Origin of the sequence: Trichocoleus sp. ST-U2 (assembly GCF_039961875.1) — a bacterium.
In the GTDB taxonomy this organism is placed as follows: Bacteria; Cyanobacteriota; Cyanobacteriia; order Cyanobacteriales; family FACHB-T130; genus FACHB-T130.
Genome location: NZ_JAMPJY010000005.1, coordinates 162451 through 186835 on the forward strand (window position 1 = coordinate 162451; position 24385 = coordinate 186835).

A 24385-nucleotide genomic window follows, 5' to 3' on the forward strand; every position below is an offset into this window, starting at 1 on the left:
GAGTAGCGCTCGCTTGCAAATTTACTTGTTTTATGCAAGCAATTCAGACGGCTACATCCCCTATAAGAGCCTATCCGGAAAATTCGGCAATGATGGTTAAGAGAAAGACAAGCTTTTAAAAGGGCGAATAGAAGTGCAGGCGTCCTACTCCCAAATCTAAACCGTAAGCTTTCTCTCCGGCTGGAAAAGCTTTGATTCGGAACAGATATACGCCGCTACTGAAGGGGTTACGTACCGGATCGAGACCAATCGTAACGGTTTTACCTGGAGGTACGGGAGGATAAAACATGACTGAAATGGTGTTTGTCTGGCTATCTCTTATGACTTTTCCCAGCCCTAACTTCTCACCTTTGTTTTCAGGCTTCCCTACAAATGCTTCGCTGTCGTTAAGTTTAAATCGAATTATCTCTAATCCCTCGTTTTGGGTAATCGTCACTTGCCCAAGCGGTTCACCAGCATTTTCTGGCAGACTGACGGTGAAATAATAGGTAGCTCCCCAGACATTAATCCGGTCAAAGGTAGTCGTAGCATCTATTAAGCGAGGCGGTTTTTCAAAGGAAACAGTTCCATCTGCTAGCTGAATCGCCCTAGATGAAGGACTCAAGACTCCCCAAATGCTAGCTATTACCGCTAGGGTTGAGCTGAAAACTAAAAAAGAACGCATAGCCAAGTACCAAAGACAAGAAAAGATTCATTTACTCGGAACTATTTTGAATTTAATTTTGTCGTGATCTATGGCAAAATCCCTCTACAGTGGGAGGTAATTCTCAGCCATGATGTAGATGAACTACATTTTTGTTGGGCATTATCTTTAAAGTAGGAAGGCGAAAATCGGTGATTCTAGGGCGGGGCAAAAACCGGGTGGCAACTATGCACGAATCGGGTTCTGATGGTTTGAAGGTTTTATCAGCAATCGAGTTTCAAGGGAGAGGGTGGAGTCAGAGGACTGCTAATTGGATGAAGTCTTTTGCAGCTAAGCGAATTGCACCCATTAGTTTAGTGACATTGCTCGGTTGTGGGGGAGCAACTTGGCTGGCAACGGCTGCTTTTATACCGCAGATTGCCCAAGCTTACACTGCTCGCTCTGAAGTTGCCTTGGTTCGTCAGCCAGCAGAAACTTACGAAGGTTTTGTCCGCAGAGCCGAGGTAGTGGCTAGGGCGGCGGCGCAGCGCAGCTTTGATCGCGACATCTTAGTGACTGATGTTGCCGTAATGATTCTGGGGCAAAATCAGGGAGCGATCGCGCCGATTCTTTCTTTAAAAGTAACTCGCGGAGCCTGGAGAAGCCGCCCCGATACCCCCCGCTGGGCAACCTACTTCCCCAATACCAAGTCTTTACTCGGTTTTGTGGATGACGTGACGCCTTCCGATCAGCCCGTTCCTGCTACTGCCGAACCCCCCCCAGCACCAGCACAGGGGGCACCTGCTACACCTCCCCCACCAACCGCAGTGCCCGGTAACATTAGGGATGTCGCGCCCGGAGCGGCTACAGGGACTCCTCAGAACCAGACACCGGGAACAGCCGCTCCCGCAGCCCCCGGTACTCCTCAGAACCAGGCACCCGGAACCGCAGCCCCAACTGCACCAAATGCACCAACTGCTCCCACCTCGCCAACGATTCCCTCTTCACCAGCATTTCCTGGCGGTAATGTAAATCCCACGGAAACGATTCCCAATCCAACAGAAAACATTCCCAATCCAACAGAGAACATTCCCAATCCCACTACGCCAACCACTGGAACGGGAACCACCGGACAGGGGCGATAAAAACCGCCCAAATCAGCGTGTGAACCACCGCGCACACCTCTCTGCTCAGTGCCTCATCGGGAACGAACAAGGGTGAGACAGTCGAGAAATTCGCCCGGCTAGATTGAACTGGTCAAGGGATCTCTTAGAATAGGAAGGCTGTAAACGATTGCTGGAGTTACGATCATGGCGGTTCCTAAGAAGAAAACATCAAAATCCAAGCGCGATAAGCGCAAAGCTACCTGGAAGCACAAGGCGACAATTCAAGCTCAGAAAGCTCTCTCTTTGGGCAAATCGATTCTGACTGGGCGTTCTAAGTTTGTGTATCCAACGCAGGAAGAAGAAGCCGAAGAAGAATAATTATCCTAGAGGTTGCTTTTCGTCTCAGCCTCCTAGAATTTCCGAGCGCCTTTGGGCGCTATTTTTTTGGATATAAGTGCATATTAAGAATTAGAGTACAAAAAACGCCATCTCTACTAGACTCATGCTAGGAAAATTTTTCAAAAAACCAGAATCGGAGCAGAGCGAACGGGTTCCTCCCGGTCAATATCTGACGAAAGGCTTCCCGGTGCTGACCTACGGCAACACTCCGCAGATCGATACTGACAACTGGCAATTTCGCGTCTGGGGTTTGGCAACCGAAAAGACTTTCAGCTTGGCAGATTTTATGGCTCTGCCCCAACATAACTTTACTGCCGATTTCCATTGCGTCACCCGCTGGTCTAAACTCGACGTGCAGTGGACTGGCGTTAAGGTGACAGACTTTATGAAGCTGGTGGAAGTTGACCCGAAAGCCGTTCATGTTATGGAACACTGCTACGGCGACTACACCACGAATATTCCTTTAGAAGACTTTCTGCGAGAAGAAAACTTTTTTGCTCACACTCTATTTGGGGAACCCCTACCGGCGGAACATGGCGGACCGATGCGGCTAGTTGTCCCTCACCTTTATGCCTGGAAAAGCGCCAAATGGATTAACGGCTTAGAATTTCTCCCGCAAGAGGAATCGGGTTTTTGGGAGCGCAATGGCTACCACCGGCGGGGAGAACCGTGGGCAGAAGAGCGATATAGCTATTAAGGGAGTAGGAAAAGAGAGTTTTGAGTTTTGAGTTATAAAAGAATTCTTTAATTCAAAACTCAGACGCAATAAATCGCGCCTCTACAATTTAAAACTTTTTCCTCTTAACTAATTATTTCATCAGCCACTTCAGGATCTTGAGCTTGTCTTTATAGGGAGCGTATCTCAACTTCATATCAACGAGAAAAGATTTGTTGAGTACGCTTTTTTGATGGGAGAATGTCTCAAAACTTGCCTTGCCGTGATAACGACCGATGCCGCTCTCTCCAACGCCACCGAAGGGTAAATCTAGGACGCCAACTTGCATAACGGTATCATTGATGCAAACACCCCCTGAAGAGGTTTGTTGCAAGACGGTTTGTTGCTTTTGTTTGTCTTTCGAGAAGAAGTAGAGGGCTAAGGGTTTCGGCTTGGCGTTGACAAGCGCGATCGCTTCGTTCAACTCTGTATATTCTAGGACTGGCAGAATTGGACCAAAGATTTCTTCTTGCATGACTGGATCTTCCCAGCCCACGCGATCGATGACGGTAGGAGCAATGTATCGCTCAGATGGATTAGTCTCTCCACCAATCAAAACATCCCCATCTAGATATTTACAAAGACGGTTAAAGTGTTTTTGATTAATAATTCTGCCATAATCAGGGCTTTTTTCCGGTTCATCCCCATAAAAATCGTGAATACAATTTTTGATTTGTGCGAGCAAATCTCTTTTAATTCTTTTATCTACTAAAAGATAATCTGGGGCAATACAAGTTTGACCTGCATTCATGAATTTACCCCAAACAATCCTTTTGGAAGTGTATTCCAGATGAGTATCGGCATCTACAATACAAGGACTTTTGCCGCCCAATTCTAGGGTAACGGGCGTCAGATGTTTGGCTGCTGCCGCCATAACAATTTTTCCAACTTCGCTGCCGCCTGTAAAAAAGATATAGTCAAACTTTTCTTCCAGTAGCTGCTGGCTGGTTTCGATACCGCCTTCTACAACAGCCACTACTTCTGGATTAAAGTATTTAGGGATAATCTCAGCTAATAGATGCGATGTATTTGTAGCGAGTTCTGACGGTTTTAGAATCGCACAGTTACCGGCTGCGATCGCACCCACTAGAGGGGAAATTAGTAGCTGCAAGGGATAGTTCCAAGCTCCCACGATTAGAACTACACCCAACGGCTCAGAATAAACCTGAGCGGAGGCTATAAATTGGGTAATTGGTGCCTTTATTTTCTTGGGTTTTGTCCAGGTATTAATATTTTTTAACGCATAATTAATTTCTTCTAAGCAAACTCCTATTTCTGATAAAGCAGCTTCAAACACTGATTTGTTCAGGTCGGTTTGCAGAGCCTTAAAAATAGCGGCTTCATTCTCTAATAATGCTCTTTTTAAAAGCTTTAAATGTTGAATTCTAAATGATATGTCTTTAGTTTTTCCAGTTACAAAAAACTTTCGTTGCTGAAATACGATGTTACTAACTTTTGGTGGTACTAGCATTTTTTCTCCAATGTTGGATTTTAAATTTTAGACTCTATACCCTTTGAAATCCAAAATCTAAAATCCAACAATAAAATTTCATATTTGAGCAGGCAAGCGAACTCTAAATAAACTACCTTTACCCAACTCGGATTTGACTTCTATTTCACCTTGGTGAGCTTCCACAATTCTACGCGATAGATGCAGCCCTAAACCGCTGCCAGAACGCTTGTGGTTCCCTTGGCGAAACCGCTCAAATAAAACTTTCTGGTCTTCTAGGGTGATGCCAGGACCTGTGTCGTTAACGTCAATCACGATGGCGGGATTAGCGGAGTTACTTGTATGGGAGCCTACCGACGCATGGACAGCAACTGAACCGTTATCTGTAAATTTGATAGCATTTCCGATTAAGTTCGTTAAAACCCGATGGATTTCCATGCGATCGCCGACTACTTTGAAATCAAGCGGATGATTGTCGGCGCTGTCCCCTAAATCCAGCTTCAGGGTGAGGTTCTTTTCCTCTGCTAAGGGAGAAAGTTCTTGAACTACTTCCTGAAGTAGTTTCCGCAGGTCAATTGGTGAGAAGCTCAGGGTTTTACGACCGGCTTCATAGCGATAGACTTCTAACAAAGTATTCACCATCGCCAGCAAGTTGCGGTTGCTGCGATCCATTGTAGCGATCGCTTCTTGCATTCCTGGCGAGAGTTCTCCTAAGGCTCCTTGCCTAAATAAAGCCAGCATCCGCTCTGCGGCGACGATCGGCGTCCGCAAGTCGTGGGTGAGCCAGGAAACGAAATCTTCTCGCTGACGGGCAATTTGATCGCGTTCGTCCACACTATGCTTCAGCCGCAGAAGCGATCGCACCCGCGCCAGCAATTCGTCAACTTGCACTGGCTTGCGAATAAAATCATCTGCTCCGGTATCTAATCCCTCTACCACGCTGGCGTGATCGTGGGCTGTGATCAGTAAAATCGGGATAAATGGCAACTTAGTATTATCACGGACTCGCCTCGTGACTTCATATCCATCCATCCCCGGCATCATCACATCCAACAAGACCAAGTCTGGTGGAGATTGTTCAATCTCGTTTAAGGCAGAACGACCATTTTCCGCCAAGGTAATTTGATATCCCTCTTCTTCTAAAATGGTTTGAACCAAAAACAAGTTATCGGGAGAATCATCCACAACGAGAATGCGGTCAGTTTTAGAAGGTTGATTGAGACTCGAATGATTCTTCATGGAAGCGATAGGTTAACAACTCAAGTTTATTGAAATTAATTTTTGTAAATTAATCGTGCATCACGTAACATTCTTTACGCCTAAGGTATCATTTTGCCTCATTCTACAGAAGGATTGTTGAGGATCTTTACCGAATCTTTGCTTCTTTGGCTTCTATCCAGTGTCTGGACTAGCCAAATGACCTTAGCAACAGAAAATTAATTATAAACCTTTAGGATGACGGTCATACTTTTCTGTCATCTGATACATCTGGCTGCTCATTGCTGGAAAGAAAAAATCGCAGATATCTAGTTTATTTACATCTATAAATTAAGCAAAACGGGAAAGATAGGCAGTAGCGAAGTCAATTTCCTCGTGCGGATGGATAGGTAAAAGAGGTCTTTTGGGCGATCGCGCTCAAGATAGAAATTTGAGTGGTTGGTAATGAGACAGCTTTATCTACAGGATGGACGTGGAAGCGATCGCTTTAAACGCTCCGCTACTTAGCGGTCTGCGTTCTATGTTGACTGCGTTGTTTCCCCACTCTTTAAATTTTTACGCCTCCGGATAGATTGACCGACCCCCCCAATTTCAGTCATCAATTGAAGAGAAGATTCTAAAGTTGGAAAGTATGGGTCGCTTAGCACCTGAATCTAGTCGAACCATTCGCAAACAACAACGCCCTGATTACCGTCCTTCGCCTAAAGTTCCTGTAAAAGTGATCGCGGGCATCTACTTTTCTATACTTTTATCTATCTTTCTAGGGGTGCTACTGCTGAGCAGTGGCAGGATGACGATTGGCGGGGTTCCGTTGCCAATCTTGATGAGCTTCTTGAGCGATGATGCGGCACGAAATGCTTATTTAGCAGGAGAACCCGCAGCACTTCACGACCGTCTTGAGGTAATGGGCGTCGAGGAGCAAATCAAGGAATATTATCGACCTCAATTTTCTGATGAAGCAAAACTAGACCAACACATTCACCAAATTCTGTATGACCGCACTGGTTATGTGGGGGCACAATACGAGGTGAATCCGGAAGGGGTATTAGTTTTGAAAAATAGATAAGTAGAGAAGCGATTAGTTGCATCTCTAGCAAGTTAATCGCTTCTCTACTACCAATTTAATCAGAATAAAAAGTAGCGTTGTGCTAATGGGAGAACGGTTGCCGGTTCGCAAGTCAGCAATTCCCCATCGGCTCGCACTTCGTAGGTTTCCGGATTTACTTCCATGTGAGGCAGGGCATCGTTTAATTTCATGTCTCGCTTACTGAGCTGCCGCGTACCGCTGACGGCAACGGCTGGCTTTTGTAGCTTAAGCTGGCTGGGAATCTCTTGTTCGAGTGCCGCTTGGGAAATAAAAGTTAGAGAAGTGGCAGCGATCGCTCCTCCAAAGCTGCCGAACATCGGGCGCATATGCACGGGTTGCGGTGTGGGGATACTAGCGTTGGCATCGCCCATTTGAGCGTAAGCGATCGCCCCGCCTTTAATGACTATCTCTGGCTTGACGCCAAAAAATGCCGGACGCCAGAGGCATAAATCCGCCAGTTTCCCCACTTCTACGGAACCAACATACTGCGAAATGCCGTGGGTAATCGCTGGATTGATTGTATATTTTGCAACATAGCGCTTCGCCCGGAAATTATCTGCTCTTTCTTGCCCCGCTCCTGGTAACAATGGGGAGAGGTTTCCCCGCTGCACTTTCATTTTGTGTGCCGTTTGCCAGGTGCGAATAATTACCTCTCCTACCCGCCCCATCGCTTGAGAATCAGAGGAAATCATGCTGAATGCGCCCAAATCGTGCAGGATATCTTCAGCGGCAATGGTTTCCCGGCGAATCCGCGACTCGGCAAAGGCGACATCTTCCGGAATGCTGGGGTCGAGGTGATGGCACACCATCAGCATATCTAGGTGTTCGTCTAGGGTATTGACGGTATAAGGGCGCGTCGGGTTAGTGGAAGAGGGCAGGACGTTCGCTTCGCCGCATACCTTGATGATGTCCGGCGCGTGACCGCCCCCGGCTCCCTCGGTGTGGTAAGTGTGAATAACGCGATTCTTAAAGGCGGCGATGGTGGTTTCTACAAAACCGGCTTCGTTCAAGGTATCGGTATGAATGGCTACCTGCACATCATAATTATCCGCAACGTTCAAGCAAGTATCAATCGTCGCGGGTGTGGTGCCCCAGTCTTCGTGCAGTTTTAAACCTATCGCCCCGGCTAAGACTTGTTCGATTAGTCCTTGGGGTTGGCTGCTATTCCCTTTCCCCAAGAAGCCTAGATTTACCGGGAAGGCGTCAGCGGCTTGCAGCATCCGGTACATATTCCACGGGCCAGGAGTGCAAGTGGTCGCATTTGTACCCGTAGCGGGGCCAGTACCACCGCCGATCATGGTAGTGATGCCGGATGCGATCGCGACTTCTATCTGTTGCGGACAAATAAAGTGAATGTGGCTATCAATCCCGCCTGCGGTGAGAATCATTCCTTCTCCGGCAACGACCTCGGTTCCAGGGCCAATAATAATCTCTACGTTGTCTTGAATATAGGGATTTCCCGCTTTCCCAATTTTGAAAATATTGCCATCTTTAATACCAATATCGGCTTTGACAATCCCCCACCAGTCGAGGATTAAGGCGTTGGTAATCACCAGATCGACGGCACCGTCGGCATTAGAAATGGGGGATTGTCCCATACCATCCCGGATGACTTTGCCGCCACCGAATTTCACTTCATCGCCGTAGGTAGTGAAGTCTTGTTCGACTTCGATGAATAATTCGGTGTCAGCAAGACGAACGCGATCGCCTACTGTCGGGCCATAGGTTTCGGCATAAGCGCGGCGATCCATTCTATAACTCATCCTTTACTCCTAATTGTCTAGAAAAAATTCACGTTACTGCCACTAATCGTATTTACAATTAATTACTCCATCTCCTCGAATGGCACAAGATACTGCTCAATAAGTGACTGAGGTCTTAGTGTAGAATCAGCCAAAAGTTGCTCACACCTAACAACAAGTTCATCTTCAGACACGACTGACTCACATAGCTCTACAAGCAGAGTACGTGCGTCAGTGATGAGTTGATTTAACTTTTCAAGGGTTAAAGCCTTGGAATCGTTAGTTACCGTATTCTTTGTAGCCCCAATATTTGGATGAACTGAAACACGTATGCAAGAGTGATTCGGATATTCTTTCTTAAACCATTGTTCTGCATTCAATAGTTGACCGTGTTCATTCTTGGTGAGGACGTTATTCTGATGTTTGCGGCTCTTCGCCTCAATAACTAAACCTACATTATCGTTTAACAACCACAGAATGTCTGGCCCTTTGCGGTATAGTTTTTCCGGTCTATGTGTACAAAAACCAAGCATATAGCCAAGGTTTTCTAAAGCTTGCTCAAATTGACTAGCCGATGCTTCTGGAACCAGATGCGATACTTGTTGATCAATCCATGCAATATAAGCACGTCGATGGGGTTTATATTGTGCAAACCGCTCTACAATTGCTTCAGCTTGCTTGCCAGGTATTGTAAGTGGTACATATGGAGGAATAACTTGAGGACGCAACAAATTATTATTATCAGCATATGCTTGCTGCTGAAGCTGTTGAGCTTTATCAGTTTCGCCCCAGTAATAAGCTGCACGAGCTGCAAGTTGTTTCAGCCATCCTCTGCTCTTTTGATCAAGTTCGACTGCTTCCTGCCAGTGCTTTTCTAACTTAGCAATTGCCTTCTCAAGATAACCGTCACGCATCAGTTGGAATGCTTTTCGCTCTACCGCAGCTTGAGTTAGGAAGTTATTATCTTCTTGAGTAGCTTCAGTCAGCTCAGCTAATGTTTCTGCGTGGTATTCAATCCAGTCTTTATCGCGCTCCAAGCAGCGCATAATCGTTTCGTGCAAATCTTTTTTATCAGCAACACTTTTACTGATCTCTACTCCCATTTCAAACTGAGCGTGGGTACTCTTTGTCAAGAACTTAAGATGACCCTCACGACCAAGCCATGCCGTGAGGTTTTTACCAGTAACTATCACTACACAATAGTCAGCACCGCCCCGCGCTCCCCTTCCCATGCCTTGCTCAATACGCTGTGCTAAAGCACTACTAAGTTCAGATCCACCTATGAAAGTATTTGCCCGATATTGATCGTACTCACTACTTCCAATAGGTAACTCAGATAAAATCAGCAGTCTACAAGCTGAACCAGGAAGGTCTATGCCGTCGTAGCGATTGGCAAACACGAAAGGCCCATGCGATTTGCCTTCTTGAAGTTCTTTGACATGGGCAGCTACCTTCTCAGTTGAATCTGAAAAAATGGCAACATCCTCCCACAGCTTGGCGGAAGCATTAGACGGTACAAGAATTACTGTTCCTACCTTTTGTTGATTAGCCATCTCCTTAGCCAGTTCTCTGAGCATTTGCGGCACATCATCGCTAGAGAACGGCATAAGTTCTGGGGCAAGAATCATTCGTTCGCTCACACCAGCTAATGAGTTTGACGTAATGGGCTTGGCTATAGAATCAGGGTTTGCATCAAATGTCCGTACAATAGCACTGTCGTCGCTGATTGTTGCCGACATAAAGACGCGGCGGGGGCAATCTGCGAACGTTGGAATCATATCTACTAATGGAGAAATTGGTGTGATGACGAAAGCTTTGCGGCTAATGAGACAATGGCAATAATCAAAATTGTCTCGGATAAATGACCAAACAAATTGATAAGACTCAGATTTCCTGCGTAAAAATTCCCTTATCTCAGTCGATTTTGCTTGCCAGCTCCAATAGGGTACTTCCAAAATGCCATGATCTGCCCCGCTCACAAGGTCATCAAATGTTCCTAACTTGCCAAACATTTGAAAATCATTACGAAATAAATTCGTCAGATAGGTGTAATTCTCTTGTTGGCTGTCTTTATCAACACGTAGCGTGAACGTATCACGCATCGCTGAAAAAGCAACATGGGCATCGTCAAGTATTATGGCTGCTGCCATGTGAGCCTGCTTAATGCCACGAACTCCAAATCGGCTACGACCGTTAAAAAGAGCTTGATAGGTACAGATAAGAACACTCTTGCCTGCAAGAAACTCGTCAGGGAAATCGGTGCCTTTCTCGTAAGCAACTGCCGGAATACTATATTCCTTAGCCTTCTCAAGAGTCTGCTGGACAAGCTGGACAGTAGGCGATAGATAGATAACTGGTTCGCAGTGTTCATTTAGGATTGATTGTGCGATAAGCAAGCCAACAAGCGTCTTGCCACCTCCCGTGTGTAACTTAATTACTAGATCGCGTTCATTTCGACGACTGAACCACGCCTCTAGCGCCTGGGCTTGACTGGTGTAAAGATCATTAATTCCTGGAGGCTTCGGTAAACGTCGGAAAATGTCAATTGGCTCTATAACAGTCGATTGAGTTTTAGACTCACGCAATTTTTTAAAATCTACCATTGAAACTAAAGCCTCTCTTTGGCTCTTGATATGTCTATTATTTTGGGGTTTTTTCTAAGCATCAGAGAGGGTAAGCGCTCAATGAAATACAGTAACCCTCTATTTCCCTATTTCATGGCTATAGCGAACCATTTATTTTGCCATTGAAGCCATACACTTGGCGGCTACCAACAAATGGCACTAATTCTACTTCTTTTTCATCTCCAGGTTCAAAGCGTACCGCCGTGCCTGCTGGAATATTCAGGCGCATTCCCTTTGCTTGTTCTCTATCAAAATCTAAAGATTCGTTCACCTCATAGAAGTGGAAATGAGAACCCACTTGAATCGGGCGATCGCCTGTATTTGCTACTTGCACTTTTAGACTAGGGCGACCCACATTGAGTTCTATTTCCCCACCTTGTACAATTATTTCTCCAGGAATCATTTCAACTTCCTCTTTTAGTTTTTTATAAGAATGGCTAACTACTGTATAAATTCAACCATAGGAACCGGATCGGTGTCGTAAAAAGCTGAGTATAATTCGCTCCGTAAATTGCTCATAGTTACCTTATTTTTGTAAGATTATGTCTGATAATCCATTTGCTGACGGATTTTCTCTTTAATCTCGTATCCGGCGAACTTTTCACAAAGATATAAACCTAAATCAATTGCCGAAGTAACTCCTCTGGCGGTAATTACGTCACCTTCATCAACAACTCTTTTGTTTACGACAGACTTACAATATTTTTGAAGGTCTTGGAAAGCATTGGGATGGGTTGTTGCTGTTTTCCCTTGTAAAAATCCCGCTGCGCCGAGTAGTAAACAACCCGTACACACAGAAACTTTGAACTTGCAAGTTGCTGAGGTTTTCAGCCATGTCATTAACTCAGGATCGTCAACTAAGTTTCGGGTGCCAATTCCACCGGGTACGATAATCATGTCGTAGGGTTGGAGAGATTCACCTACTTTATTCGGAGGGAAACGAAGTCCAGCGTTATCGCTGACTTCTGGAGAATGGGCACAAATATCCCATTCCAAATCGGCTATAAAATTCATTGTCTTGAGACGAGTAACTGGATCGTAAACTCCAATAAAATCTAAAGCGGTCATTCCCGTGTAAATGATAAATGCAACATTCATAAATAATCCTCCAAGTTACGAGATTACCTAACGAATTGGGTTGTGAACTGTAACCAATTTTGTACCATCGGTAAATGTAGCTTCTACCTGCACTTCATGAATCATTTCTGGCACACCTTCCATTACTTCTTCCCGTGACAGTAGTGTTGTCCCATAACTCATTAAATCGGCAACGGTGCGTCCATCTCTAGCGCCTTCCAGAATGCCAGCAGAAATATAAGCGATCGCTTCTGGGTAATTCAGTTTTAAACCTCTTCCCTTGCGGCGTTCCGCTAATAGTGCCGCCGTAAAAATCAACAGCTTATCTTTTTCCTGTGGCGTCAGTTGCATTGATAACCTCTTACATTCTTTCGTGTTCTCTATGTCTACTACGATTCGCTCAAATTTGCCAAACTCTCGGTGGACAAGCAGGGCGTTCTAAAAAGTGCAATCGCAGCAAATTCCAAATATCTATAAACCAGTTTCGCACCTGGGAAGTAGAAGAACCGCGATAGCGACACAATAGCCCAGCAGGAAGACGAGTAATGCCTGCTTGGTGAAGATTTTCCCCTGTCCCTTTCTTAAAAAAGGGTGAATGATTCCCTAGATTTCGTGCTTTTTCTACAATTTCTGGTGACACCGCTTGCCCAATCCAGACTAAACTCGCTACAACGGATTGCCCAGCTAAACCGTGAGGACTGTCGAGGATTTCTGTCCCGCCGGGTAACCATTGCCTGTCAATCCACAGAGGGCGTCCTTGCTGCCAGATTTCAGTATGCGATCGCCACTCTCCGTGTAAGAATCTCTCCCCTCTGGCACTGCGTCCAAAGCGTGTAATTTCCCAACCCAGCCAACTTGCTTCTGGAGCTAATTCTACCCGCAAGTCTTGTCGATACATCGCACCGTCAAAAATAATTGTTTCCTGCGGTAGCCACTCCAAAGTAGCACCCGCGTTCACCTCGATTTCAATCGTTTGACTCGCTGGCAATCCATTGCTGCGATAAACCTTACCGGCGGCAGCGGTAGTGATTAAGGCTTGGGCGTTGGGTTGGAGGTGGAAATTAAGCGATAAGCGATCGCCCCCCACAACACCCCCCGCTGTATGCAAAATTACACTATGACAAATCTCCGACCCTTCTGGATAAAATGGGCGCTGTACCTTCAGCGGTGCTTTTACGCGATCGCTAATCACCTGGGTTTTGCTTTGGGTTTTAGAAAACTCCAAGTTAAGAATGCCGTGCCATCCAGAGGATGAGGGATTTGCTACTGCCGGATCGAGGTCTTTCATTAAATTTGGTGTATAAATTGTTAATTTTTTACTCCGGAAAATCATCTTAAACAAAAATACCATTAAACTCGATTCAACCGAATATTCTTAAGTCTTTATACTGGAGATTCTTATGGCGGCTATCAGCTTTGAAAGCTTAAAAAACGAATACCAGCAACTCTTTGATAGCTGCAAAATCACTAAAAATAAAATTGAGCAAGTAGATAATATTTTAGATACCATTGATACAAATCGGGCTAGGTATGATGCGGTAGGGAAAAGACTGGCGATTCCCTGGTATGTGATAGCCATTATTCACAACATGGAATCTTCCTTAAATTTCAATACTCACCTGCATAATGGAGATCCGCTGACAAAAAGAACCGTACACGAACCAAAAAATCGCCCCTCTAATGGCAATCCTCCCTTTACATGGGAAGAAAGTGCTATTGATGCTTTAACTTTTGATAAATTTGACCAATGGAAAGAGTGGAGTCTTCCGAGCATTCTTTTTAAGTTAGAAGGCTACAACGGTTGGGGTTATCGCCTCTACCATTCTGATGTTTTTTCACCTTATTTGTGGAGTGCTTCAAACCACTATACTAAAGGAAAATACGTTGACGATGGCACCTGGTCAAATACAGCCGTATCGCAGCAATACGGTGCCGCCGTACTTCTGCGCCGAATGATCGATCGAGGAACAATTACTTGGGATAATCCAGAAACCAGTGAGGTTGGAGAAAAAGATGTAGATATCCAACCTGGCGAAAAGCAACCTTTGGTATATTATTCACCAGATTCTAAGATTGATAACGGCAAAGAACTGCAACAGTTTTTAAATCAATTTTCAGGAATTTATTTAAGTGTAGATGGTTGCCTTGGTGATAAAACTTCCGAGGCTTTTAAAAAAGTTACTGGTTACTATCTCTTTGGAGATCCTAGAAATAAAAATTAATTTTAAATAGCAAATAAAATAGTAATTCTCTAATTTGTAAGTATTACTTATCAAGTGCAAAAAATCCGATAAATTAAAACTTACTAGCTTGTTGATTGCTTAGAAAAAGGCAATCAGCACCTTTTAGGGATTACCAATTGGATTGTTTAACTTAATGGGTAATTCAATGATAACTTCTGTTCCCTGCCCCGGTTCGGAGATAATAGCAATACGTCCTTGATGATGTTCTAATATTTGATAACATACAGTTAGTCCTAAACCTATGCCTTTTCCGACAGGTTTGGTTGTAAAGAAAGGGTCAAATATTTTTGATTTAATCGCTGTTGGAATCCCGGAACCGTTATCTTTAATTTTGATAATTATTTGCTTAGCTGCACTAAATTCAGTTTTAATGTAAATCCGTTTTTCGGGTTGCTCTTTGAAAGTTTCCAGAGCATCAATTGCATTGCTGAAAATATTCATAAATACCTGGTTAAGCTGCGCCGGATAGCATTCAACGGGTGGCAGAACGCCGTACTGCTTAACTACCTGAATCTCTGGATTTCCCTCCGCCTTCCAGTCTCCGCCTGATTGCAAGCGATGCTGCACAATTAGCAAACTGCTATCAATTCCTTCATGAATGTTGACGCGCTTCCTTTCAGCTTCATCGAGTCGGGAAAAGTTTCGCAGTAATAGAATAATTTGACGAATGCGATCGCTGCCAGCCCTCATTGAAGTAATAATTTTAGGCAGATCGCCCGTCAAAAAATCGAGATCGATGTTCTCAATATATTGCTGTATTTCAGCATCAGGATAACTTTTTTGATAGCGTTGTACGAGGTTCAGTAGATTTTTTGTGTAGTCACTGATATGGGGAAGATTACCATAAATAAAATTAATCGGATTGTTAATTTCGTGGGCAATGCCAGCAACAAGTTGACCCAAACTAGACATTTTTTCAGTTTGAATGAGTTGCGCCTGCGCCCTTCCCAAATTGCGTAATGCTTGACTTAGCTGTTGAGCGTTGGTAGTTAATTCAGTATTCAGTTGCTGTAGTTGGTCGTGGGCTTGCTGTAATTGCTGGTTTTTTTGCGAAAGCTCTTCAGTACGCTGTTGCACCCGTTCTTCAAGAGTCTGACGCGCCTGTTCTAGTTCCTCAGTACGCTTTGCAACTCGTTGCTCTAGGTTTTCGATGAGGGCTTTTAGCGCCTGAGCCATTTCTTGATAAGCATGAGCAAGTTGACCGATTTCACCACCCGCGCCGATACCGGGAATGGGGGTAGTCAAATCGCCTGCGGCTAAGGTTTTACTGCGTTCGGAGAGCTGGATAATCGGGTTGCCGATTTGTTTGGCTAGCAAATGTGCGATCGCAATCGATAACAAGGTAGCCAATCCCAGTCCTAGCCAAATCACACGGTTTAGGTTGATGGAAGCTTGATTAAAATACTTTGAGACAATTTGAATTTTGGCAATGGCAATAGGCTGATTGCGGGAAGTAATCGGAGCATATATCGTATTCAAACCAGATTTTGGTTCGATCCGATAAACTGTTTTACCTTTTTGAATCTTGCGTAACACCTGCGACTTTAAATTTGCTTGTTCCCAAGGCTCAATGCTGGATTTGGCATTGCTAGAAATGATTGATTTGCCATCTAGAGAAATAACTTGCAGTTTAGTGGTAGGTTGAGAGAAATTAAGAAAGTTACGCAACCAAGTTTCATCTAAATTTTGCCCTAAAATCAAAGTTCCGGGTGACTTCCCCGTACCATCGCTGTTGTAAACAGGCGCTGTTGAAAAGAGCAATATCTGAGGCAAGCCGCTATCAATCAACATCGTCGTTGGCTTGTTGGTAGCGATCGCATCTGTTATCCGCTCAGCTACATTCGGAATTCGCAAAGCGTCACCCCGCTCTCCCAAAATCTCTCCCCTACGATCCACCACTTTCACATGATCGACATCGGTAGAAAGAACAAGTTGCTCGGAGACTTCCTTTTTGATCCAAGCCTCATCTCGCTTCCCAATTGCGTTGTATAAATCTGTCCAGATTGCATAGCTAGAGGATAAATTTTGCAATCCTTTCTCAGTAGCCGCAGTGTATCCCCGAAAGGCTAAAACTTGATCGTCGAGCCGAGTCTTTTCTAAGTCGATGAGCGGCTGCTGCACAAACCGCCACGCTACAGCACTCAGGAACATCACGGGTAGCAAAGATGCCCCAAAGGTAAAAATTAGCAGCTTGGGTTGAAGCTGTTGCAGCCGCTTGAACATCTCTGAGTTAATATAGATGCGGTGTTTCGTCCTCCAGACAGATAATCTGTCACAAGGCTCTCCACAGTTTAGCGGCTGTGAGAGTAAACTGACCGCTCTATTTTCGGAGGCGTAAAAGCGCCTATCTTGAGAACTGTAAGTTCTACGGGTTCCTCGCAAAGATTGTTAGCGATCTGCATCAGACAGCCAGAAACCGTTGAATTACATCCTGACTGAGTTCGCTAGTCGAGCCAGACGCGACGATACCGCCTTTTTGCATCGCGTAGTACCGATCTGCTTGTCGGACAAAATGCAAGTGTTGCTCGACCAATAAAACAGAAATGCCGGTAGATTCAATAATGCGGCGCACTGCTGCTTCTATTTCTAAAATAATCGAGGGTTGAATGCCTTCTGTGGGTTCATCCAGTACAAGTAACTGCGGCTTCCCCATCAAAGCGCGAGCGATCGCGAGTTGCTGTTGTTGTCCTCCGCTTAAATCGCCGCCCATCCGAGACAGCATTGTTTTTAAAACAGGAAAGAGGGAAAATATTTCTTCTGGGATTTCTTCTTTACCACTTCTACCCTCCCGTCGCGCCTCCAAACCCAGCAACAAATTTTCTTTCACCGTCAAGCGCGGAATAATTTCCCGTCCTTGAGGAACATAACCAATTCCTAGCCGCGCCCGTCGATCTGGAGATTTGTCTATTATTATCTCATCAGCAAAAGTAATCGTGCCGCTACGGGGTTTAAGTAGCCCCATAATTGTTTTGAGTAGAGTGGTTTTGCCAACACCATTACGTCCAATTAGACACACCATTTGCCCTAAGGGGACGCTCAAATCCACATTGCGGAGGATATGGCTTTCACCGTAATAGACATTTAAATTAGAAATTTTTAGCATTTTATTGTGCTTGGTTGAATAAGACGCGATCGTTTTTTAATTGCTTAATTTAGCGCTTCTTTTTACTCTTCAATTTCTTTAAGCGGTTCTCCCTGAGGATCTAACTGCTCTCCTAAATAAACTTCTATAACGCGAGGGTCATTTTGTACTTCCTCAATCGTGCCTTCACACAACACCGAGCCTTCATGCAACACAGTTACTTTACGAGCAATTTGGCGCACAAATTCCATGTCATGTTCAATGACCAAAATAGAATGACTGTGAGCTAACGCGATCAGTAGTTCCCCAATATTGTCAGTTTCTTCATCAGTTAGCCCTGCAACGGGTTCATCCACTAACAATAAATCGGGCGACTGAGCAACTAACATTCCAATTTCTAAGCGTTGTTTCTCCCCGTGAGAAAGTAAACCAGCGCGGATATCTGCTTTTGCACTTAAACCAATCGTTTCGAGCAAACTCATTACTTTGCTACGTTCGCCAGTAGCAGGACGCCCAAATAGCGTTGCTAAGACATTTTTATTACGATTGCAGCTAAGTTCTAGGTTTTCGCGGGGCGTCAGGTTGAGGTAAATGCGGGGGGTTTGGAACTTTCGCCCAATTCCCAATCGGGCGATTTGATGTTCGGAGAGTGCTTTCACGTTTCTCCCCTTAAATAATACCCGTCCCTCAGTCGGTTGTACTTTGCCAGTAATGACATCTAAAAAGGTTGTTTTCCCGGCACCGTTTGGACCAATTACGACCCGTAACTCTCCGACATCCATGCTGAAATTCAGATGGTTCAGTGCTTTAAAACCATCAAAATTCACCGTTAAATTTTCAGTTTCTAATATTTTCGCGTTCATGCTGTACCTCTGGGTCTTCTTCAAGGCTGGGATAGGTTGCCATCTGCTTCCGCCCTAGAAGTGTCAGCAGGCGCTGGAAACCTTGATAGCGTAGCCAACCGACTACACCATCGGGAAGAACTGTTACCACAATTAGGAATAATGCTCCTTGGAAAAATACCCAAATACCTGGAAATTGTTCGCTTAAAAGACTTTTGGCAAAGTTGACTAATAGCGCCCCAAATATGGCTCCGATTAAGCTGGCACGACCTCCCACTGCTACCCAAATTACCATTTCAATCGAAAAAGCAATATCCATTGCTTTCGGTGAAATTAAACCAGATTGAAGGGTGAATAAAGCACCCCCAATTCCAGCCAGAGCAGCGGAAATCGCAAACACTACGACTTTAAATCCCGTGGGATTATAGCCAGAGAAGCGCATCCGGCTCTCATCATCCCGAATCGCAACCAGAACTCGTCCAAAGCGATCGCTAGTCAGCCACCGGCACAAAGCATAAGCACCTGCCAAAAATAAGACTGTTAGCGCGTAGAAAACAAATTGCGTCTGACTATTACTGACTGTTGCCCCTAATAATGTTTTGAAATTGGTTAAACCATTGGTACCGTTAAAAAATCCCTGCTGCCCGTTGAAAAAATTAAAAAATACAATCGTTGCGGCTTGGGTCAAAATTGAGAAGTAAACGCCCCGAATCCGGTTGCGAAATACTAAATAACCCAATATTGCGGCTAATACAGCCGGAATTATCACAACGGCTGCGGCGGCAAAACTAAACGAATAAAACGGCTGCCAGAACCAAGGCAATTCTGTGATGCCGAAGAGGCTCATAAATTCTGGTAAACCATTCTTGAGAGGAGCTAATTGCAAGTGCATTGCCAAGGCATAGCCACCGAGCGCAAAAAATACACCATGCCCCAAACTGAGCATACCCGTATAGCCCCAAATTAAATCAATGCCGAGGGCAGCGATCGCTAATGCCAAGAATCGCGCTAACAAGTTGAGACGAAAGCCTGTGAGAACTGCTGGCATTACGAAGATGAGGAGGAGAGCGATCGCAATCGTTATCCCCACTTCCATCAGCACCGCTCGTCTGCGTTGCTGCTTCATGCCCTTAACTTCAAGAACCGCATCCAAAATCATCGCCTTGAGCCTCTACTCGATTGTCTTTGTTTAAGCATCAACGCTACGTCCCTTCTGTGGAAAAATCCCTCCTGGACGCACCTGAAGGAACGCAATAATTAAGGCGAATACCATCACCTTCGCCATACTGGTTGTGCCGAAAAACTCAAAGAAATCCACTAAAGGCTTTATTGGTGCCACCATCGGAACCAAGACTTTAGAACTGATTAAGTAGTTAATCGTGCCAATTCCCATCGCTGCCACAATACTGCCCACCAGCTTACCGACGCCACCGACAACAACCACCATAAATGTATCAACGATGTAGTTCTGGCCTGTATTGGGTCCCACAGAACCCAGCAAACTAATCGCACAACCGGCAATTCCAGCCAATCCAGAACCCAAAGCAAATGTAATGGCATCAACTTTAGCAGTCGGAATTCCTAAACAGGCACTCATACTGCGATTCTGCATGACTGAGCGAATTCTTAATCCCCACGGAGACCGTTGCAAAAATACATAAATTCCGGCTACACAAACAATGGTTAGCGCAATAATAAATAGCCGCGTATAAGGCATCTGCAACGTACCCAACCGCAATCCTCCTCGTAACCAGTTGGGTGCCGTCACGTCTACATTTTGAGCGCCAAACCAAGGCTTGGTGACAGCCAGTTTATAAGTTTGTCCCAAAACTGCACTTGTGGCACTCGCAACGCCTAGAGATATCGGCAACATTATTGCAATTACCCAGTTACGAATACGCTCAAAATCTGGGCGGCGGGACAAAATCCAAAAAGCGCCAAAAAACAAAAGGCAAAATATCCCAATGCCAATGACTAACACCCAGCTAACACTACGAGCGAATTGCTGCAAAATCAGACTAACGCCCCAAGTTGCGAGCAGTGTTTCTAGCGGGCGTCCGTAAAGATAACGAATCACTCCCCGTTCCAGAACTAATCCCACACCTGCTGTCACCAGGAAAGCCAAAATTAGCGCAAAAACAATATAGGTTTCAGACCAAGGCTTACCCAATATTTTGAAGCCATTTTGTACAACAAACGTTGTGTAGGCTCCTAGCATCATCAACTCACCGTGAGCTAAGTTAATGACACCCATGAGTCCAAAGACAATGGCTAGTCCCAGCGCTGAAATTAACAAAACCGCGCCGATGCTAATTCCATTAAAAATCCCATCCAGCAATCCTGCTATCACACCGCTTCCTCAGCCATTAATCATGGGTCATTAGTCATGGATCGTGAGTCATTAGTTATTAGCTTTCAAATCCCCTAGGTTGAGTTGAGGTAACGGATGCTGTTGGCATTAATTTTTGACCTCTCCCCAAACTCTTCCCTACAAGGGTAGAGGCTTCCAGACTCCCCCTTCCCTCATAGAGAAGGGGGATGGGGGGTTAGGTTCTTAATTAGCCAACACCATCAGGTAACGAAACCCAACCAATCTTCTCAAGATTGACGACTAATAACTAAGGACTAATTTTTAACCGCTTAAATTTTGTACTGACCACCTTTTTTGGAATCTGACCAGTCGCATCCCAAACCCTTAGTTGCAGCAACGAATTGGTTCCAAGGAACTGGCTTCACTGCTGATTTCGTCTCATAGACAATCTTAAAGAGACCATCATCTGCGACTTCACCTAGCCGTACAAACTTAGAAATGTGATGGTTACTTTCCATCGTTACAGTGCCTTCTGGAGCCTCAAACTTCTGACCAACCGCAGCCTTTCGCACTGCCTCTAAATCGTCAGCGGTTTTTGCTTTCTCGACAGCTTGTTTCCACAGATAAACAGCAATGTAAGCTGCTTCCATCGGGTCATTTGTTACCCGATCTGGACCGTATTTTGCCTTAAAAGCTTCGACAAATTTTTTATTCGCCGGGGTATCTACCGTTTGGAAGTAATTCCATGCGGCATATTGGCCTTTGAGATATTCTGTGCCAATTGCTTTGACTTCTTCTTCGGCAATACTGACAGACATTACGGGATATTTATCTGGTCCCAACCCTGCACCTTGCATCTGCTTGAAGAAAGCCACATTACTATCCCCATTTAGGGTATTAAAAATGACGCCGCCATCAGGCAGAGCTGCTTTAATTTTAGTGATGATGGGTGTAACTTCTGTATTGCCTAGGGGTAAATAATCTTCACCGACGGTTTCGCCGCCTTTTGCCTTTAACTGCTCTTTAATAATCGTATTCGCGGTACGCGGAAAAACGTAATCAGAGCCAACTAGGAAGAATTTTTTGCCCTTATTCTGCAAGAGCCAATCGACTGCTGGCTCGATTTGTTGGTTGGGAGCAGCACCCGTATAGAAAATATTTTTGGAGCACTCTTGACCCTCGTATTGCACGGGATACCAGAGCATATGACCTTTTTCTTCAAATACTGGCAGCACTGCTTTGCGGCTGGCGGAAGTCCAACAGCCGAAAACGGTGACAACTTTATCCTGATCGATTAGCTTTCTCGCCTTCTCTGCAAAAGTAGGCCAGTCGGATTGACCATCTTCTTCAATTGCTTGAATTTGCTTGCCGAGGACGCCACCGGCTTTATTAATCTCCTCAATTGCCAACAGTTCGGCATCTACAACGCTGTTTTCGCTAATCGCCATCGTGCCGCTGCGAGAGTGCAGAATCCCAACTTTGATGGTGTTTCCTGCACCGGCAGCAGCAACGGTTGTTGCGCTGGAAGAGGGAGACGCCGCCGTTGGACTGGCAGTCTCAGGGGTAGAAGTGGGAGTGCTGCTACAAGCTTTGAGAAGAATACTGGTTCCCAGAGTAGCAGAACCGTATAGAAGAAATTTACGTCGCCCTAATCGCCTTGCCATACCGTTACCGTACTCCTGGCTGAATCAGCCCAATGATAGAGAACATATACAGTTAAGCAGTGATATTAGAGCGATGTTCTGGCAAGAAATTGTTATCAATGATACAAAGAATCGAATTTTTGGAACAGCTTTCGGAAAGGTCAGCTTACGGTTTCTGAAATTTCGCCCAGATTTAGGCGGATAAAGTCCACCACAGCCGTTAATCCTTGCTGAGTCTTCAAATTCGTAAAGATAAAGGGTTTTTCTCCACGCATCCTCCGCGCATCGCGTTCCATGACCCCTAAATCTGCTCCGACTTGAGGAGCAAGATCAATTTTGTTGATTGCTAAAAGATCGGATTTAGTAATTCCGGGACCACCTTTGCGCGGAATTTTGTCACCGGCTGCAACATCAATGACGTAAATTGTCAAGTCTACCAGTTCTGGGCTGAAGGTAGCCGCTAAGTTATCGCCGCCACTTTCTAAAAACACTAAGTCTAAATCGGGAAATCGCTGTTCCATTTGTTCAATGGCGGCGATGTTCATGGAAGCGTCTTCGCGGATGGCAGTATGGGGACAGCCGCCAGTTTCGACGCCAAGGATGCGATCGCTTTCCAAGGCGTGACTCCGCACTAAAAACTGGGCATCTTCCTGGGTATAAATATCATTCGTGACCACAGCAATTTGATATTTTTGCCGCATCGCCTTACATAAGGCTTCAACCAAGGCAGTTTTTCCCGAACCCACTGGGCCAGCAACTCCAACCCGAAAAGCATTCATAAAATTTTCTGAAAGCGAATGGCTAATTGCTCATCGTAGCAAGGCAATTAACGATAATCTATTCCCAGGTTTTACCAGCGATATGTTTTTGTGCCGATTTCTTTTAACTCCGAAATAAGCGCGTGTACTGTGTTTCGTGAGCGATACTCGCCAATGCTAATCCCCAGCCGCAACTACTCAGGGCGTCATCTTCTAACCCTAAAATTTCCTTGGCAGCCTGAATCAAGATGGGTTGTAGTTCTAGGAGTAGCTGTTGCCCAGCCGTTTGTCCGAGGGGAATCAATTTGACTCCGGCAGCGATCAAATTGGTTGCCCAGCTGTGTAAGTAGCCCAAGAGGGTAGATGCAGCGTCGATTTGCCAATGGGCGGCGGCAATGCCGAAAGCGATCGCATAATTACAAGGACTCCCAATTGCATCCACCATTGACCGAACCTGCGGCTGTAATTCCAAAAGCAATCGAATTAGCGATCGCCCCATCTGCCAACTTTGTGCTTGCAACTCCTGTGTTTCCTTAGCAGCAGATAACCAGACATTCCAGTAATTTAAAGCCTCTAAATCCCCGGCAATTGCCCCCCGATATCCCCGAATCATCACCGCTGCTTCCAACCGAATTGCCCCATAACCCAGTTCCTGTTTGAGCCAGTGTCCCAGATGTTGCAGGTTCTCAATTACACCAGCATCGACGAGGGTTTCCAGCCCTTCGGAATAGCTATAAGCACCTACCGGCAACGCGGGACTCACCAGTTGCATAAGACACAGCAGGTTAACTGGAGAATGGGGAATCGGTAATTGCTCGTTGGTCATTGTTGGTACGTAGGGAGTGGGGAAGAGTTTTAGGATGAAGCCTAGAGTTTTGTATCGGTTCTCGTTAAAACTCAGACGCGATTATCGCGTTTCTAGAAATCAAAACTCAAAACTCAAAACTCCCCCATTACCGATTACCCAATTAACTAAGCGTGATGATGGTGTCCATAGGCACCCATTTCTGGATAAAAAGGCGAGATTTCCTCTCGTACCTCCATCCCCAGATGTTCTAGCATTGACTTTAAAACGGGGTCGGGAGACAACCGCAAATGAGTGGCAGCAATTTCTATCGGTACATGGCGATTGCCTAGATGATAAGCCGCCCGCAGCAAATCGAGGGGTTTCTGGGCAGTCGCAGTGAGAACGGGTTCCGGTTTAGCCACGATTCTCACGACGATATCACCGATTTCAGATTGAAGGAGATCGCGATCGCGCAACACGGTTCCTCTGGGTAAGCGCAGATACAAAGCTTGCCCCTCAGCAGTTTCAAAGCGATAGCGGCTGCGCGTGCGCTCCTCGGCAGTCAGAAAAAGAGTAAAGTTGACCGATGCATCCAAATTGGCGGGAAAGCGTTGCGTTATCGTTAGCATCACTGGAATCTTTAGTCAGCAAGTTATGGTGATGCTACTAACATCAGCAC

General features: G+C 45.3%; 23 protein-coding genes. 5 read left to right on the plus strand and 18 right to left on the minus strand.

Going from position 1 to position 24385, the window contains the following annotated elements:
- Nucleotides 1-115 precede the first annotated feature (115 nt).
- The gene (locus tag NC996_RS05075) at nucleotides 116-664 is read right to left on the minus strand and encodes a DUF2808 domain-containing protein (RefSeq protein ID WP_190688490.1); all 549 of its coding nucleotides are present in this window, start codon (nucleotides 662-664) and stop codon (nucleotides 116-118) included.
- A gap of 170 nt (nucleotides 665-834) precedes the next feature.
- Here NC996_RS05075 and NC996_RS05080 point away from each other — a divergent pair, with 170 nt between their 5' ends.
- From NC996_RS05080 to NC996_RS05090, 3 genes are all read left to right on the plus strand, one after another.
- The gene (locus tag NC996_RS05080; RefSeq protein WP_190688494.1) at nucleotides 835-1767 is read left to right on the plus strand and encodes a hypothetical protein; all 933 of its coding nucleotides are present in this window, start codon (nucleotides 835-837) and stop codon (nucleotides 1765-1767) included.
- Nucleotides 1768-1932: 165 nt separating this feature from the next.
- Entirely contained in the window at nucleotides 1933-2106 is a 174-nt protein-coding gene (gene rpmF / locus NC996_RS05085; protein ID WP_190410231.1) for a 50S ribosomal protein L32, read from the plus strand.
- 124 nt (nucleotides 2107-2230) lie between these two features.
- Nucleotides 2231-2824 carry a sulfite oxidase-like oxidoreductase gene (locus NC996_RS05090; protein WP_190440199.1) on the plus strand — a complete coding sequence of 198 codons (594 nt, stop codon included), beginning with the start codon at nucleotides 2231-2233 and terminating at the stop codon, nucleotides 2822-2824.
- 112 nt (nucleotides 2825-2936) lie between these two features.
- Here NC996_RS05090 and NC996_RS05095 read toward each other — a convergent pair whose 3' ends face one another.
- A complete protein-coding gene (locus tag NC996_RS05095) occupies nucleotides 2937-4313 on the minus strand; it encodes an aldehyde dehydrogenase (protein WP_190688496.1) in 1377 nt (458 codons plus the stop codon).
- Between the two features lie 78 nt (nucleotides 4314-4391).
- Nucleotides 4392-5531, minus strand: coding sequence for a hybrid sensor histidine kinase/response regulator (locus NC996_RS05100; RefSeq protein WP_190410228.1), 1140 nt, complete (start codon nucleotides 5529-5531; stop codon nucleotides 4392-4394).
- Nucleotides 5532-6141: 610 nt separating this feature from the next.
- Between NC996_RS05100 and NC996_RS05105 the strand changes: the two genes are divergently transcribed.
- Nucleotides 6142-6576, plus strand: a complete 435-nt coding sequence (locus NC996_RS05105; protein ID WP_190688499.1) for a hypothetical protein — start codon at nucleotides 6142-6144, stop codon at nucleotides 6574-6576.
- A gap of 59 nt (nucleotides 6577-6635) precedes the next feature.
- Here NC996_RS05105 and ureC read toward each other — a convergent pair whose 3' ends face one another.
- The 6 genes from ureC to NC996_RS05135 form a co-directional block, all read right to left on the minus strand.
- A complete protein-coding gene (gene ureC / locus NC996_RS05110) occupies nucleotides 6636-8360 on the minus strand; it encodes an urease subunit alpha (RefSeq protein ID WP_190688502.1) in 1725 nt (574 codons plus the stop codon).
- 62 nt (nucleotides 8361-8422) lie between these two features.
- Nucleotides 8423-10942, minus strand: a complete 2520-nt coding sequence (locus tag NC996_RS05115) for a DEAD/DEAH box helicase (protein WP_190688504.1) — start codon at nucleotides 10940-10942, stop codon at nucleotides 8423-8425.
- Nucleotides 10943-11060: 118 nt separating this feature from the next.
- Nucleotides 11061-11366, minus strand: a complete 306-nt coding sequence (locus NC996_RS05120; RefSeq protein WP_190429162.1) for an urease subunit beta — start codon at nucleotides 11364-11366, stop codon at nucleotides 11061-11063.
- A gap of 137 nt (nucleotides 11367-11503) precedes the next feature.
- Complete coding sequence (locus NC996_RS05125; protein ID WP_190688508.1) at nucleotides 11504-12061, minus strand: DJ-1/PfpI family protein; 558 nt, start codon at nucleotides 12059-12061, stop codon at nucleotides 11504-11506.
- Between the two features lie 27 nt (nucleotides 12062-12088).
- Nucleotides 12089-12391, minus strand: a complete 303-nt coding sequence (gene ureA / locus NC996_RS05130) for an urease subunit gamma (protein ID WP_190688511.1) — start codon at nucleotides 12389-12391, stop codon at nucleotides 12089-12091.
- A 49-nt stretch (nucleotides 12392-12440) separates the two neighbouring features.
- Nucleotides 12441-13328 (minus strand): urease accessory protein UreD, encoded by an 888-nt coding sequence (locus NC996_RS05135; RefSeq protein ID WP_190440233.1) that lies wholly within the window; start codon nucleotides 13326-13328, stop codon nucleotides 12441-12443.
- 112 nt (nucleotides 13329-13440) lie between these two features.
- Here NC996_RS05135 and NC996_RS05140 point away from each other — a divergent pair, with 112 nt between their 5' ends.
- On the plus strand, nucleotides 13441-14262 hold the full coding sequence (locus NC996_RS05140; protein WP_190688514.1) for a hypothetical protein: 822 nt from the start codon (nucleotides 13441-13443) through the stop codon (nucleotides 14260-14262).
- Nucleotides 14263-14385: 123 nt separating this feature from the next.
- Here the strand turns inward: NC996_RS05140 and NC996_RS05145 are convergent, their stop codons facing one another.
- From NC996_RS05145 to ureE, 9 genes are all read right to left on the minus strand, one after another.
- On the minus strand, nucleotides 14386-16506 hold the full coding sequence (locus tag NC996_RS05145; protein WP_190688516.1) for an ATP-binding protein: 2121 nt from the start codon (nucleotides 16504-16506) through the stop codon (nucleotides 14386-14388).
- A gap of 178 nt (nucleotides 16507-16684) precedes the next feature.
- Nucleotides 16685-17386, minus strand: a complete 702-nt coding sequence (gene urtE, locus NC996_RS05150) for an urea ABC transporter ATP-binding subunit UrtE (RefSeq protein WP_190688519.1) — start codon at nucleotides 17384-17386, stop codon at nucleotides 16685-16687.
- 62 nt (nucleotides 17387-17448) lie between these two features.
- Nucleotides 17449-18228, minus strand: a complete 780-nt coding sequence (gene urtD, locus NC996_RS05155; protein WP_190410217.1) for an urea ABC transporter ATP-binding protein UrtD — start codon at nucleotides 18226-18228, stop codon at nucleotides 17449-17451.
- Complete coding sequence (gene urtC, locus NC996_RS05160) at nucleotides 18203-19333, minus strand: urea ABC transporter permease subunit UrtC (protein ID WP_190688582.1); 1131 nt, start codon at nucleotides 19331-19333, stop codon at nucleotides 18203-18205. Before urtC ends, urtD begins: the two co-directional genes overlap by 26 nt.
- Before the next feature lie 63 nt (nucleotides 19334-19396).
- On the minus strand, nucleotides 19397-20557 hold the full coding sequence (gene urtB / locus NC996_RS05165) for an urea ABC transporter permease subunit UrtB (protein WP_190410215.1): 1161 nt from the start codon (nucleotides 20555-20557) through the stop codon (nucleotides 19397-19399).
- Between the two features lie 290 nt (nucleotides 20558-20847).
- The gene (gene urtA / locus NC996_RS05170; RefSeq protein ID WP_190688522.1) at nucleotides 20848-22182 is read right to left on the minus strand and encodes an urea ABC transporter substrate-binding protein; all 1335 of its coding nucleotides are present in this window, start codon (nucleotides 22180-22182) and stop codon (nucleotides 20848-20850) included.
- Nucleotides 22183-22322: 140 nt separating this feature from the next.
- Complete coding sequence (ureG, locus tag NC996_RS05175) at nucleotides 22323-22940, minus strand: urease accessory protein UreG (protein ID WP_190688524.1); 618 nt, start codon at nucleotides 22938-22940, stop codon at nucleotides 22323-22325.
- A gap of 103 nt (nucleotides 22941-23043) precedes the next feature.
- A complete protein-coding gene (locus NC996_RS05180; RefSeq protein WP_190440252.1) occupies nucleotides 23044-23745 on the minus strand; it encodes an urease accessory protein UreF in 702 nt (233 codons plus the stop codon).
- A gap of 146 nt (nucleotides 23746-23891) precedes the next feature.
- Entirely contained in the window at nucleotides 23892-24335 is a 444-nt protein-coding gene (ureE, locus tag NC996_RS05185; RefSeq protein ID WP_190410211.1) for an urease accessory protein UreE, read from the minus strand.
- Nucleotides 24336-24385 lie beyond the last annotated feature (50 nt).

Excerpts from the sequence above, each read along its gene's own strand:
- NC996_RS05125 (WP_190688508.1), bottom strand. The coding sequence starts at position 12,061 with ATGAATGTTGCATTTATCATTTACACGGGAATGACCGCTTTAGATTTT.
- rpmF (WP_190410231.1), top strand. The coding sequence starts at position 1,933 with ATGGCGGTTCCTAAGAAGAAAACATCAAAATCCAAGCGCGATAAGCGC.
- urtE (WP_190688519.1), bottom strand. The coding sequence starts at position 17,386 with ATGCTAAAAATTTCTAATTTAAATGTCTATTACGGTGAAAGCCATATC.
- ureC (WP_190688502.1), bottom strand. The coding sequence starts at position 8,360 with ATGAGTTATAGAATGGATCGCCGCGCTTATGCCGAAACCTATGGCCCG.
- ureG (WP_190688524.1), bottom strand. The coding sequence starts at position 22,940 with ATGAATGCTTTTCGGGTTGGAGTTGCTGGCCCAGTGGGTTCGGGAAAA.
- NC996_RS05140 (WP_190688514.1), top strand. The coding sequence starts at position 13,441 with ATGGCGGCTATCAGCTTTGAAAGCTTAAAAAACGAATACCAGCAACTC.
- NC996_RS05180 (WP_190440252.1), bottom strand. The coding sequence starts at position 23,745 with ATGACCAACGAGCAATTACCGATTCCCCATTCTCCAGTTAACCTGCTG.
- NC996_RS05135 (WP_190440233.1), bottom strand. The coding sequence starts at position 13,328 with ATGAAAGACCTCGATCCGGCAGTAGCAAATCCCTCATCCTCTGGATGG.
- ureE (WP_190410211.1), bottom strand. The coding sequence starts at position 24,335 with ATGCTAACGATAACGCAACGCTTTCCCGCCAATTTGGATGCATCGGTC.
- NC996_RS05075 (WP_190688490.1), bottom strand. The coding sequence starts at position 664 with ATGCGTTCTTTTTTAGTTTTCAGCTCAACCCTAGCGGTAATAGCTAGC.
- urtA (WP_190688522.1), bottom strand. The coding sequence starts at position 22,182 with ATGGCAAGGCGATTAGGGCGACGTAAATTTCTTCTATACGGTTCTGCT.
- NC996_RS05095 (WP_190688496.1), bottom strand. The coding sequence starts at position 4,313 with ATGCTAGTACCACCAAAAGTTAGTAACATCGTATTTCAGCAACGAAAG.
- NC996_RS05090 (WP_190440199.1), top strand. The coding sequence starts at position 2,231 with ATGCTAGGAAAATTTTTCAAAAAACCAGAATCGGAGCAGAGCGAACGG.
- NC996_RS05100 (WP_190410228.1), bottom strand. The coding sequence starts at position 5,531 with ATGAAGAATCATTCGAGTCTCAATCAACCTTCTAAAACTGACCGCATT.
- ureA (WP_190688511.1), bottom strand. The coding sequence starts at position 12,391 with ATGCAACTGACGCCACAGGAAAAAGATAAGCTGTTGATTTTTACGGCG.
- urtC (WP_190688582.1), bottom strand. The coding sequence starts at position 19,333 with ATGAAGCAGCAACGCAGACGAGCGGTGCTGATGGAAGTGGGGATAACG.
- urtD (WP_190410217.1), bottom strand. The coding sequence starts at position 18,228 with ATGAACGCGAAAATATTAGAAACTGAAAATTTAACGGTGAATTTTGAT.
- NC996_RS05105 (WP_190688499.1), top strand. The coding sequence starts at position 6,142 with ATGGGTCGCTTAGCACCTGAATCTAGTCGAACCATTCGCAAACAACAA.
- NC996_RS05145 (WP_190688516.1), bottom strand. The coding sequence starts at position 16,506 with ATGTTCAAGCGGCTGCAACAGCTTCAACCCAAGCTGCTAATTTTTACC.
- NC996_RS05115 (WP_190688504.1), bottom strand. The coding sequence starts at position 10,942 with ATGGTAGATTTTAAAAAATTGCGTGAGTCTAAAACTCAATCGACTGTT.
- NC996_RS05120 (WP_190429162.1), bottom strand. The coding sequence starts at position 11,366 with ATGATTCCTGGAGAAATAATTGTACAAGGTGGGGAAATAGAACTCAAT.